The organism is Rhizobacter sp. P2_G4, assembly GCF_056403575.1.
This window is the reverse complement of record NZ_JBFUFG010000007.1, coordinates 168528-181246: the sequence shown is the minus strand read 5'-3', so window position 1 is coordinate 181246 and position 12719 is coordinate 168528. Positions and strand designations below refer to the sequence as shown.

Here is a 12719-nt window from a genome sequence, read left to right as displayed (position 1 = left end):
CGAATCGCAGCGCGGGGTTTTGCCAGCAAAGACAATGATTATAAGCAGACCGCGGAGCGGGTGCAAGCAAGACGTTAGTGACTGCTCAAAGCCCTCGAAGTCGCCATGGCACGTGCGCAGGCTGCGGCACTCGCCCAGGCCCACTGAAAATTGTAACCACCGAGCCAGCCGGTGACATCGACCACCTCGCCAATGAAGTGCAGCCGTGGGACGCGGGTGCTTTCCATCGACTGGGAACTGAGTTCGCGGGTGTCCACACCGCCGGCCGTGACTTCGGCCTTGCGGTAGCCCTCGGTGCCGGCCGGGGTGAGCTCCCAAGCTTTCAGCCCTTGGGCAAGTTGTTGCAGGTCTCGGTCGCGTGCTTCGGCCAACAGTCGGTCGCTCAAGCCGGGCTGGCGGCTCAGCCAGCTTTCTGCGAGCCGGGCGGGCAGCAGCGAAGCCAGTTCGTTGCCCAGCTTGCGTTTGGAACCGACCTTGCTGCGCGCCAGGTGATCAGCCAGATCGATGTCGGGCGCGAGATCAATCTGCAAGGGTGTACCTGGCCGCCAGAAGCTCGAAATCTGCAGGACGGCGGGGCCGCTCAGCCCCCGATGGGTGAAGAGCAGGTCCTCCAGGAAGCTGCCGCCTTTGGGCGGACCGGTGCGGATGCCCACCGGCAAGGACAGCCCCGCCAGTGCCACAAAAGGCGCCCAGGCGGTGGCATCAAACGTCAGAGGCACCAGCGCCGGCCTTGTCTCGATGAGGTGGTGGCCGAATTGCTTGGCAATGCGGTAGCCAAAGTCAGTCGCTCCAATCTTGGGAATGGACAAGCCGCCGGTGGCGATGACCACACGCCGCGAGCGCACGGGGCCGCGATCAGTGTCGAGCTCGAATCCGTCTGCAGCCTGGCGCACGGCCTGAACGCTACAGGGCTGCCAGCGCGTCACGTTGCCTTGCTCGCATTCACGCAGCAGCATGCCGATGATGTCTTCGGCCGACTCGTCGCAGAAGAGCTGGCCCTTGTGCTTCTCATGCCAGGGGATTCGGTGACGCTGCACCAGGGAGATGAAGTCCTGCGGCGTATAGCGGGCCAGCGCCGAGCGGCAGAAATGTGGATTGGCGGACAGAAAGTTGGCGGGGCCTGCATCGCGGTTGGTGAAGTTGCAGCGGCCGCCGCCGGAGATGCGGATCTTCTCGGCCACCTTGGCCCCATGGTCAATCAACAATGCTCTGAGACCCAGTTGCCCCGCCATGCCGGCGCAAAAGAGGCCGGCGGCTCCGGCGCCGATCACCACCACATCGAAACTTTGCATCGGCGGATTATCGCGAGGGCAGAATCGCCGGCTTTGCGCTTGGCGGCACCAAAAGCCTTGAAAGGCTAGCCCTTCCAGGTGAACGGAAACTTCAGCTGTTTCCAGAACCCATTGGGCACGTAGTCGCCCACGACGCCGTAGTCAGCCGGCCAAGGACGGTCTGACTTCACTGCCGTACCGAAGAGGTAGTCGATGAAAGCGAAGTGCGCCGCATAGTTCTTGTCGATGGCCTCGTCGTCCTGCGAGTGATGCCAGTGGTGAAAGTTGGGCGTGACGATGACGTAGCGCAGCGGCCCCAGGCGCACGCTCACGTTGGCATGGTTGAAGACCGCCTGGAAGCCAACGACGACGATGTAGGCGTCGATGACCTCCTTGCTGAAGCCAAACACGTAGATCGGCGCCAGCACCAGCGTGCGGGTGATCAGCAGCTCGAGGATGTGCTGGCGCGAGCCCGCCAGCCAGTCCATGCTCTTCACGCTGTGGTGCACGGCGTGCAGGCGCCACAGCAGCGRCACCTCGTGGTAGCCGCGGTGCGTCCAGTACTGCACCATGTCGGCCACCAGGATGATCAGCAGCAGGGCGACCCAGAAGTTCAGCCCGGCCACCCAACCGCGGATGCCGTCGTTTGCCGCCCAGCCGAAGAGCTTGTGCACCAGCAGGTTGGTCGCGAGCAAGATGAAGCCAACCACCATGTGGTTGACGATGAAGTGGTGGAAGTCGGTCTGCCACTCCGCGCGGAACACCGGCTGGTCGCGCCGCAGAGCGAACAGCTTTTCGATGAAGATGAAGATCAGCGTGGAGCCGAGCAGATCGAGGATGAACCAGTCGAGCCCGATGTAAGGCGTGTTGTCGGCAAAGTCGTTGACAGGAACCTTGTGGCCACCGAGCGCAAGCGTGAGGCCGATCACCACGAAGGCCGATGCAGACAGCCAACGCACTCGGCCTCGGATGATGTTCAGCAGAGACAGCGCGCCCGCCAGCACCAGCGCCGCCAGCATGATCTTGCGGATGATGTCGACGTTGTACGACTTGCGCAGCTCGGGCGTCGTCAGGTACTCGGGGAAATGGAACGCGATCACACCGAGGAAGCACAGGATCGCGAGCGACAGCGCGATCACGCCGCTCACCATGCCATGGCCCGGCCGTAGCGCCCCGTGCGACTCGGTCAGCTGATTGAGTTTGTTGAGTTCCAGCACGAGCATTCCCCCCCTTTTTTTGGCTCGGCCGATTATCGGCCCGAGCTGGGGAATCAGGCCGCTCGTTCCGCCCCTGAAACGAGTGAAACAGAAGCCAGGCCCTTGAGCACATCGCCAACCACGATGATGGCCGGACTGCCCAGACCTTCGCGCACGATCAGGCCCGTTAGATCGCCCAGTGTGCCGACGGCACGGCGCTGGTGAGGCAGGCTTGCGTGCTGCACCACCGCCACCGGCGTGGCGCGTCCCAGACCCTGGAGCAGGCCGTCTTGCAAGTTGCCTGCTTGCGACACGCCCATGTAGATCACCAGCGTGAGGCCTTGTGCTGCTGCAGCAGCCAGCGTGGGCCAGTCGAGCGCGCTGTCTTTCCCTTTGGCATGGCCGGTGACGAAGATGACACCGTGCGCGTGGTCGCGGTGCGTCAGCGGCACGCCCAATGACGTGACGGCGGCCAGGCCCGAAGTGATGCCGTTGACCACATCGACTTCGATGCCAAGGGCACGGAGGTGCTCCACCTCTTCGCCGCCGCGGCCAAACACGAACGGGTCGCCGCCCTTGAGGCGCACGACACGTTCGCCCTTGAGTGCCTCGGCGGCCATCAGCTTCTCGATGAAGGCCTGTGGCGTGCTGGCGCAGCCGCCGCGCTTGCCGACTTGAACGATGCGCGTGGAGCGCCGTGCGTAACGCAGCACCTGCTCGCCTACCAGATCGTCGACCAGCAGCACCGTGGCCGAGCGGATGGCACGCACCGCCTTGATGGTCAGCAACTCGGGATCGCCCGGGCCGGCGCCCACGAGCGTGACACGGGGCAGGGGGCTGCGGGTCATGCCGACTTCTCCTGTGGATGGGCGTAGGCCAGCGCGGCCAGTGAAGCGAGCAGGCAGTCCACCTGCTGAGTCAACGGCGCCGGAGCCGGCTTTTCCCCGCTGATGACCGACTGGATGTACATCGCCGTGGTGGCTGCATCAAAGGTGCGGGGCAACACTGGCAACTCGCGCAGCACACCTTCGTGGGCGGCCACCGAGAGGTCGGTGCGCAAGAAGCCGTCGATGAAGACATCGAGCTTGGGCAGGCGCCGCGGGTCGGCCACTGGCTCGCCTTCGGTCCCGCGCATCAGCATGGCATTGCCGACGGTGTGCTGCAGAAACTCGGTAAGCATGGCGCCGTACTCGGGATGGGTGAAATTCACCACGCGCAGCGCCGTGCCGGCTGCGCAGGGGTCGAGCAGCTTGGCGATGGTGTGGCCCGAATTGCGCAGGCCGATGGTCCAGCGTGCATCGAGCAAGCGCGCGAGCGGTGGGCACAGCAGGTCGGTGCGGATGTAGACCGGTTCGCGGCGCTGCCATGCTGAGCGAACGTCGTCGGTATCGCGTGCGATGGGCAGGCCCAGGTCGTGAAAGATCTCGGCGGTGGTGACCCGGCCCGGGTCTTCGGGCATGCCGTGCACCAGCACCGGCACGTCTTCCTGCGCGAGCAGCAAAGCGAGCAAGGGGGTGAGGTTCGGCAGTTTGCGGGCGCCGTTGTAGGACGGCAGCACGACGACCGGCTGCGTGGTGGCAATCGGCTTGCAGCGGGCCACGGCAGCCTGAAGAAAGCCAGCGGTTTCTTCTATCGTCTCGCCCTTGATGCGCATGGCCATCGCGAAGGCGCCAAGCTCGAGATCGGTGACTTGGCCGTCGAGCACCTGGCTCATCAAATCATGTGCTTGCTCGCTGTTGAGCGATCGCGCACCCTCTTTGCCGCGGCCTATTTCCTTGATGTATTGGCTGATGCTCATGTTGAATCCCTGAGTGTGAATCGCAATTCCCGGGCCATGTGTTCATGGCGCAAGAGCGACGCGACAGAAGGGTTTTTCGACGTCAAGCCACACGCATCTGGTTGCGCACCAGACGCTTGAGTTCAGGGATGCACGATCCGCAATTGGTGCCGCACTTCAGCGTGTTCTGCAACTGCGCCAGCTGCTGTTCCGGCGTGCCATTGCAAGACTGGAGGGTCGAGACGATCTCGGGTTCCGCCACGTTGAAACAGGTGCAGACCTGCTTGCCTCGCGCTTGCACCGCAACCGGTGCGCGTGCACCAGGCACCAGCAGCAGGCGACCATACGTTTGTGCCGGCAACTCGTCTTGCAACAGCGGCTTGATCCATGCCTCTGCGCTGATGTCGCCTGCCAGCACAAAGCCTTCCAGCTGCGTTTTACCGGCGACATCCGCCAGCCGCATGGTCCGGCGCTGGCCGCGGCGCCTGTCGGCGTAGTGCAGCACTTCTTTCCCACCCAAGCCCAGCACGCCTTCAATGCGCGCCACCAATTCGTCAGGCGCCGCTTCATAGGCGGCCGCACGGAACAGCACGCCGCTGCGCTCGCGGCCGAAAGGCACGCAGCTCGCGAAGGCGAACGCACTCATCAGCGCCTTGAGTTGCTCACGTGCCAGCACGGCCTTGTCGTCCGGCAACCACGCCACCCCAAGCAACCGCCAGGGCAGCTCGGCTTTCAGCACCTTGACGGCTGTGTGCTTCAGTTCGGGTTGCTTCGACGTAGGGCAGAAGGTGGGCGTCGTCAGCGCGTTGACGCCGGTGATGCGCGCCCCGGTGCCGGTGCTGCCGGACACGTATTCCTCGCCCCAGTGCATCGCGATGAAGGCCTGGGTGGTAGCGACCTGTTCGCTGGCCTGCACCGGCAGCACCAGCATGCCGCGGCGCGACGTCACGTGCACCAGGTCGCCTTCGGCGAGCTTCATGCGGACGAGGTCTTGCGGGTTCATCTCGATGCTGGGTTCCGGCACGTGGCCGAACAGGCGGCCCACCGTGCCGGTACGGCTCATGCCATGCCATTGGTCTCGCAAGCGGCCGGTGGTGAGCGAGACCGGGTAGCGTGCATCGCGAGGCTCGGAAACCTTGTCGTACGGCACATCGGCAAACTGCGCTCGGCCACTCGCGGTGGGGAAGATGCCGTCTTCATAGAGGCGCTCGCGACCGCTGGCGGCGCCCTGCGGGAAGGGCCATTGCGCAGGCGCCACGTCGAGCTGTGCATAGCTCAGGCCGGTGATGTCGAGGTCGCGCCCGCGGGTGCTTTCGCGGTGCTCGTTCCACACCGATTCGGGTGAAGCATAGGGAAAGAGCGTCGGCAAGCCTGGGCGCAGGCGCTTCTCCAGCCGCTGGGCAAAGTCGACCACGGTCTGCCAGTCGTGGCGGGTTTCGCCCGGGCTGGGAATGGCGGGGCGCACTCTGCTGATGCGGCGCTCGCTGTTGGTGACCGTGCCGTCTTTCTCGCCCCAGGTGGTGGCAGGCAGCAGCAGGTCGGCGTATTCGCAGGTGGTGGTGGTACCGAAGGCTTCCTGCACGACCACGAACTCCGCGCGCTCCAGGGCGCGGCGCACCATGGTCTGGTCGGGCATCGACTGGGCGGGGTTGGTGCACGAGATCCAGAGGGCGCGAATCTGGCCGTCGGCCGCGGCCTCGAACATCTCGACCGCCGTCTTGCCTGGCTTCGCTGGCACGTCGGCCACACCCCACAGCTGCGCCACCTCGGCGCGGTGCTCGGGCTTGGACAAATCGCGGTGAGCGCTCAGCAGGTTGGCCATGCCGCCGACCTCGCGCCCGCCCATGGCGTTGGGCTGGCCTGTGAGCGAGAACGGTCCCGCGCCTGGCTTGCCGATCTGGCCCGTGGCCAGGTGCAGGTTGATCAGCGCAGCGTTCTTCGCTGTGCCGCTGCTGCTCTGGTTCAGACCCTGGCAGTAGAGCGACAAGGTGCGGCCATTGGCGCCACCGAACCAGCGTGCAGCCTGCAGCAGCGCGTCTTCGCTGATGCCGCACAGCTTGGCCACGTCTTTGGGCGCGTAGTCGCGCACGCGGTTGCGCAATGCCTCGAAGCCTTGCGTGTGTGCGGCGATGTAGGCGGCGTCGGTCAAGCCCTCCCACAGCATGACGTGCAGCATGCCGTGATACAGCGCCACATCGGTTCCCGGCAAGATGGGCAGGTGAAGGTCGGCCGATTCAGCCGTCTCGGTGCGGCGCGGGTCGGCCACGATGATCTTCATCGCCGGGTTGGCGCGTTTTGCGTCCTCGATGCGGCGGTAGAGGATGGGGTGGGCGTAGGCCGTGTTCGAGCCGGTGATGAAGAGCGTGCTCGCGTGGTTCAGGTCGTCGTAGCAGGCGGGCGGGGCGTCAGCGCCCAGTGTCGTCTTGTAGCCCGCCACCGCGCTGCTCATGCAAAGGCGCGAGTTGGTGTCGACGTTGTTGGTGCCGATGAGGCCCTTGGCCAGCTTGTTGAAGACGTAGTAGTCCTCGGTCAGCAGCTGGCCCGAGATGTAGAAGCCCACGGCGTCAGGCCCATGGTCATCGACGATCTGACCGAATTTGTCGACGGCCAAGTCCAGCGCGGAATCCCACGACAGGGCTTGAGGCGCGCTCTGCCGCGAGAAGCGGTGCATCGGGTTGAGCAGGCGTGCCTGCAGCGTGATGGGCCTCGCTGCCGTGTGGTGCAGCGTGCTGCCCTTGGTGCACAGGCGGCCGAAGTTGGCCGGGTGATCCGGATCGCCGCGCACACCGGTGATCTGGTCACCTTGCGACTCGATGATCACCCCGCAGCCAACCCCGCAGTACGGGCAAGTGGAGCGAGTGTCTGTCACGGTTGAAGTGCGCCGTGGCGGTTGGGTAGTGCCGGCAGGCGAGGGCGCTTCACGGGGTGTGAGGCGCCTGCACGTCGAAGGTCCGGTCGCCGAGCGCGCCGGTCGAGGCTCCAGGCCCTGCCTTCGGCAGCGGTACGTTGATGGCCAGGGTGGCCAGCTCGTCGGCGTTCAGGTGCACGGTGCCGTTGTCGATCTTGATCTGGAAAGGCTGGGTGCAGCCTTCGTCGGCGCCTTTGGCGCAGCCGTCATCCAGGCCGATGGTCCAGTTGTGCAGCGGGCAGGCGACGCTCTCGCCGAACACGATGCCCTGGCTGAGCGGGCCGCCTTTGTGCGGGCAGCGGTCGAGCAGCGCGAACACCTTGTTCTCGGCGTTGCGAAAGATCGCGACGGGGCCGCCCTGCGCACGCTCGATGCGGCGTGCACCCAGCACGGGGATGTCGTCAACCTTGCAGATTTCTTTCCAGTTGCTCATAGCGTTCAGCTCAGTTTGGAATACATGCCAGTCACGCCATCCATCACTTGCAGGATGCGCTCGCTGGTGGTGAAGACATTCGTCATCTGGGTCGTGTCAGCTGCGCCCGGGCGAAGCGCGCGCAAGGCGGCGTCGAAGAAGCTGAACTGGGTCTCGGCGAGTTCGAGTTCGGCCTTGATCGCCGCTGTGGCTTCGGGTGCCTTCTTCAGCACATCGTGCGCGGCGATGAACTCGTCGCGCGCCTTGTTCATCTCGGTGGTCGAGGTCGCCGCCTGAACGCCCCAGCTGGTGCTTAGGTAGAACGTGGCCATGCGCTGGCTCAGCATGCGCTGGCGGCCCGAGACGTTGACCAGGTGGCCGACCGATTTGCCCGACACCTTCTCGAGCTGCACCGTGCCCTGGTTGGCGAGCGCGAGCACCTTGCCTGCCAGCTCGAGCACGGTCTCGGCCTGCGCCTTGACGGGATTGCTTCCGGTCAACGCAGCCTTGTACTCGCCCCACACGCCGTCGAGCTTGCCGTATGTCAACTTGATCTCGGGCTGCGGTGCAAATGCCTTCAGCTCGACGAGTTGGCGATCGAACAGCGCCATCGAGGCTGTCAGCGTGCGGCGAGCCAGCTCGGGTACCACACCTTCACCTTCAGCGAGGTAGCTCTTGGCCATGCGCTGGCTGAGCATGCGCTGGCGGCCCGCCTTGTTGATCGCGTCGTTGAGGTCGGTGACCTGCGCCTGCGAGGTGGCGGGCAGCAGCGCAGCCGCGCTGCCCAGCGCCGCCGCGGCGGCGAAGCAGCGGCGTTTCATGCCGCGGCGACCGGGTTGAACTGGCGGGTGTCGACCGCGGCCTTGTCAAATTCAAACCACGGATCGGGCTCGCCGTCGAGCGAGAACTGCAAGCGCTCCCACAGCGCCTTGCGGCCCGCAGCATCGTCGAGGATCTTCTTCTTCACGTGGTCGAGGCCCACGCGGTTCACGTAGTGCACCGTGCGCTCCAGGTACCAACCTTCCTCGCGGTAGAGCTGGCAGAAGGCGCCGGTGTACTCGAGCACCTCTTCGGCGGTCTTGAGCTTGACGAAGAAGTGAGCCACCTCGGTTTTGATGCCACCGTTGCCGGCAACGTACAGCTCCCAGCCCGAATCGACGCCGATGATGCCCACGTCCTTGATGCCGGCCTCGGCGCAATTGCGCGGGCAGCCGCTGACCGCGAACTTCACCTTGTGCGGCGCGTACATGCGCCACATCGCGCGCTCCAGGTCCTTGCCCATCTGGGTGCTGTCTTGCGTGCCGAAGCGGCACCACTCGCTGCCCACGCAGGTCTTCACCGTGCGCAGCGCCTTTGCATAAGCATGGCCGCTGGGCATGCCGATGTCTTTCCAGACATTGACGAGGTCTTCCTTCTTCACGCCGAGCAGGTCGATGCGCTGGCCGCCCGTGACCTTGACGGTGGGAATCTTGTACTTGTCGACCGCGTCGGCAATGCGGCGCAACTCATCGGCCGTGGTCTCGCCGCCCCACATGCGCGGGATGACCGAGTACGTGCCGTCCTTCTGGATGTTGGCGTGGCTGCGCTCGTTGATGAATCGCGATTGCGGGTCGTCCTTGGCTTCCTTCGGCCAGGTGCTGATGAGGTAGTAGTTGACGGCCGGGCGGCAGCTTGAGCAGCCGTTGGGCGTACGCCACTCCAGCGCCTTGTAGGTGGCGTCGATGGTCAGGAGCTTCTGCTCCTTGATGGCGTCGCGCACTTCCTGGTGGCTGCGGTCGGTGCAACCGCACATGGCCTTCTTCTTCGGCGTGGCCGAGTAGTCGCCGCCGGCGGTGAACATCAGCAACTGCTCGACCAGCCCCGTGCAGGAGCCGCACGACGCGCTGGCCTTCGTGTGCTTGCGGACCTCTTCCAGCGTGAACAGTCCCTTTTCCTTGATGGCCTTGCAGATGGCGCCCTTGTTGACGCCATTGCAGCCGCAGACTTCGTCACTGTCGGCCATGGCGGCGGCCTTGCTGTGGCCCTCGTGGCCCACGTCGCCGATGTTGGATTCGCCGAACATCAGCTTGTCGCGGATGTCGCCGATCGACCGGCCTTCGCGAAGGAGTTTGAAATACCAACTGCCGTCGATGGTGTCGCCGTACATGCAGGCGCCGATCAGCTTGTCATCCTTGATGACGAGCTTCTTGTAGACACCGCCGTAGGGGTCGCTCATGACGATCTCTTCGCAGCCTTCGCCGCCCATGAAATCGCCGGCAGAGAACAGGTCGATGCCGGTGACCTTGAGCTTGGTCGAGGTCTGCGAACCTTGATATCGGCCGATGCCGAATTCGGCGAGGTGCGTGGCGCACACCTTGCCCTGCTCGAACAGCGGGGCGACGAGGCCGTAGGCGATGCCACGGTGCGCTGCGCATTCACCGACTGAGTAGATGCGCGGGTCGGTGATGGTCTGCATCGTGTCGTTCACGACGATGCCGCCTCTTCCGTCATTGAAGCAATGCAGGCCGATCTTCAGGGCCAGCTCGGTGTTGGGGCGAATGCCCGCTGCCATCACCACCAAGTCAGCGGGGACCTCGGTGCCGTCCTTGAACTGAACGGCCATCACGCGGCCGCTCTTGCCACCTTCCTTGTCGCCGATCAGCTGCTGCGTTTGCGCGCCGATCATGAACTTGAGGCCGCGCGATTCGAGCGATTTCTGCAGCAGCTTGCCGGCAGTGTCGTCGAGCTGGCGCTCCATCAGCCACGGCATGATGTGCACCACGGTCACCTGCATGCCGCGAAGCATCAGGCCGTTGGCGGCTTCCAGGCCGAGCAGGCCACCGCCGATGACGACCGCATGCTTGTACTTGGACGCGGCGTCGATCATCGTGTTGGTGTCAGCGATATCGCGGTAGGCGATCACGCCTTCGAGATCTTTGCCAGGCACCGGAAGGATGAACGGGTTGGAGCCGGTGGCGATGAGCAGCCGGTCGTACGGCTCTTCGGTGCCATCACTCGACTTGACAATGCGCTTGTTGCGATCGACGTCGACGACCTTCTTGCCCAGGTGCAGCTTGACGCCGTTTTCTTCGTACCAGCTCAGGGGGTTGAGCACGATCTCGTCGAGCGTCTGTTCGCCCGCCAGCACGGGTGACAACAGAATGCGGTTGTAGTTGGGGTGCGGCTCGGCACCGAAGACGGTGACGTCGTACAGATCGGGTGAAATCTTCAACAGTTCTTCCAGGGTGCGAACCCCGGCCATGCCGTTGCCGACCATCACCAGCTTCATCTTCTTCATTCGGCGATTCCCATTCAATCTCTGGCCTCAGTGCCCTGAAAGGTAGCAAGGTGGGTGCCAATGAACTGCCAGCGATTGGCTGCAAATTGGTGCTTTCTGCACTGTTGGTGGGCAAGCGTCTTGCTTTCATCCGCACGAAAACATTCGTCGCCCTGTATGAGTGCGGCCATGATCCAACATGAGCTTTGACATCGATCTGGGTCACGTGAGTGAGCGTGGCCCCCGGCCAGAAAACGAAGACTTCGCCGCAAGCATGCGGCCCGCCGCGCATGAAGAAGCGCTGGGCTTCATCGCGGCGATTGCCGACGGTGTGTCGAAGGGGGGCGAGGGGCGCATGGCGGCGCAGACCAGTGTGATGTCGCTGCTGGAAGACTACTTTGGCGCCCCGCCAACCTGGGACACCAGTGTGGTGCTGGACCGCATCATCGGTGCGCAGAACAGCTGGCTGGCGGCACACAACYGGCGCCATGTCGGTGCTGCCATGAGCACGCTGACGGCCCTGGCCCTGCGTGGCCAGACCTGGACGATCGCGCACGTTGGCGATACACGTGCCTATCTGGTGCGTGGGGATGAGTGCAGGCGGCTGACGCAAGACCACTGCATCGACCACCCTGATCTGCGCAGCCAGCTCACTCGTGCAATGGGACAGGACGACGCCATACGCGTCGACTACCTGCAAGGTGAACTGCAGTTGGGAGACGTCTTCTTGCTGGTCTCGGACGGGGTCCACGGCAGGCTCAGCCAGCAGCGCATGCTGAGCCTGCTGCGCACTGGGTCCGCGCAGGAGGCCAGTGCTGCGATCGTGCAGGCTGCGTTGTCGGAAGGTTCGCCAGACAACGCCACGGCGCTCGTGGTCCGTGTACTGGGCTTGGCGCGATCGCGCCTGGAAGACGCCTTGGTTCGTAGCCGTGTGCTGCCGATGCCGCCTCGCCTCAAGGTGGGTGACAAGATCGATGGACATGTGGTCACCGCACTGGTCGCCGATACCGACGTGCACCTGCTTTATCAGGTGCGCCACGTGGAATCAGGCGCGCTGCGCGTCTTGAAGGCACTGCACCCGTCCAGGGCCAGCGACCCGCAAGAGCTGGCCATGCTGGCGCATGAAGCCTGGCTGGGGTCGCGGGTCAGCGAACGGGCCGATGCTGGCTTCGTTCACCTTCATGAGCTGCAGGACGCGAGTGCGTTCTACCTGTTGTTCGACTGGCACCCCGGTCGCACGCTGGAGCAGTTGGCCGCCCGAGACAGGCCCTCCGTCCGCGATGTGGTGAGCTGGGGCCTGGCCGCGTCAAAGGCCATTGGCAAACTGCATCGCCTGGGGGTGGTTCACCGAGACATCAAGCCTGGCAACCTGCACCTTGGCGACGACGGCCAATTGCGTGTGCTGGATCTCGGTGTTGCGGTCTCCGGCAACGAGCCGGTGGAGCAGCGCAGCCTGCATGCGGGCACTCCCAGCTACATGAACCCGGAGCTCTGGAACGATGAGCCCGTCGACGCACAAAGCGACCTTTTTTCGCTGGGGGTCACGATGTACCAGCTGCTCACCGGGCACCTGCCGTTCGGCGACATCGAGCCGTATCAAACGATGCGCTATCGCCGTGAACCCAAGCCGCCTTCGAGGGTACGCCCCGACGTGCCGATCTGGCTCGATCACATCGTGCTGAAAGCGATTGCCTTCGACAAGAAGCAGCGCTTCGAGACTGCCGAGGAGCTGCAGCTTGCGCTCGAGCGTGGGGCTTCACGGCCTCTCTCGGCGCAGCCCGCCAGCCCTCTGCTGGCGCGCGACCCGGCTTTGCTGTGGAAGGTCGGGTTCGCCTTGTCGGTGCTCTTCAACCTGCTGTTGATCTACTGGCTCTTGTTCTTGCCGCGCTAGGCATAGCC

The 12719-nt window shown here is 64.4% G+C and carries 9 protein-coding genes; 1 reads left to right on the top strand and 8 read right to left on the bottom strand.

Annotated features, from left to right (window positions below; translation table 11 throughout):
• Positions 1–74 precede the first annotated feature (74 nt).
• The 8 genes from AC1DYS_RS23380 to nirB all read right to left on the bottom strand — a co-directional run bounded on the left by AC1DYS_RS23380 (position 75) and on the right by nirB (position 10841).
• Positions 75–1292 (bottom strand): BaiN/RdsA family NAD(P)/FAD-dependent oxidoreductase, encoded by a 1218-nt coding sequence (locus AC1DYS_RS23380; RefSeq protein WP_477903589.1) that lies wholly within the window; start codon positions 1290–1292, stop codon positions 75–77.
• Positions 1293–1357: 65 nt separating this feature from the next.
• Positions 1358–2494, bottom strand: coding sequence for a sterol desaturase family protein (locus AC1DYS_RS23375; RefSeq protein WP_477903587.1), 1137 nt, complete (start codon positions 2492–2494; stop codon positions 1358–1360).
• A 47-nt stretch (positions 2495–2541) separates the two neighbouring features.
• Positions 2542–3315, bottom strand: a complete 774-nt coding sequence (cobA, locus tag AC1DYS_RS23370; RefSeq protein ID WP_477903585.1) for a uroporphyrinogen-III C-methyltransferase — start codon at positions 3313–3315, stop codon at positions 2542–2544.
• Positions 3312–4265 (bottom strand): DNA-binding protein YbiB, encoded by a 954-nt coding sequence (gene ybiB, locus AC1DYS_RS23365; protein WP_477903583.1) that lies wholly within the window; start codon positions 4263–4265, stop codon positions 3312–3314. The genes cobA and ybiB overlap by 4 nt, the downstream gene beginning before the upstream one ends.
• An 82-nt stretch (positions 4266–4347) precedes the next feature.
• Entirely contained in the window at positions 4348–7113 is a 2766-nt protein-coding gene (locus tag AC1DYS_RS23360) for a nitrate reductase (RefSeq protein WP_477903581.1), read from the bottom strand.
• A gap of 49 nt (positions 7114–7162) precedes the next feature.
• Positions 7163–7585: a nitrite reductase small subunit NirD gene (nirD, locus tag AC1DYS_RS23355; protein WP_477903579.1), complete on the bottom strand. Its 423-nt coding sequence runs from the start codon at positions 7583–7585 to the stop codon at positions 7163–7165.
• Positions 7586–7590: 5 nt separating this feature from the next.
• Positions 7591–8385: a type IV pili methyl-accepting chemotaxis transducer N-terminal domain-containing protein gene (locus AC1DYS_RS23350; RefSeq protein WP_477903577.1), complete on the bottom strand. Its 795-nt coding sequence runs from the start codon at positions 8383–8385 to the stop codon at positions 7591–7593.
• Positions 8382–10841 carry a nitrite reductase large subunit NirB gene (gene nirB, locus AC1DYS_RS23345; RefSeq protein WP_477903575.1) on the bottom strand — a complete coding sequence of 820 codons (2460 nt, stop codon included), beginning with the start codon at positions 10839–10841 and terminating at the stop codon, positions 8382–8384. Before nirB ends, AC1DYS_RS23350 begins: the two co-directional genes overlap by 4 nt.
• Positions 10842–11019: 178 nt before the next feature.
• Here nirB and AC1DYS_RS23340 point away from each other — a divergent pair, with 178 nt between their 5' ends.
• Positions 11020–12711, top strand: coding sequence for a bifunctional protein-serine/threonine kinase/phosphatase (locus tag AC1DYS_RS23340; protein WP_477903573.1), 1692 nt, complete (start codon positions 11020–11022; stop codon positions 12709–12711).
• Positions 12712–12719: the final 8 nt, after the last annotated feature.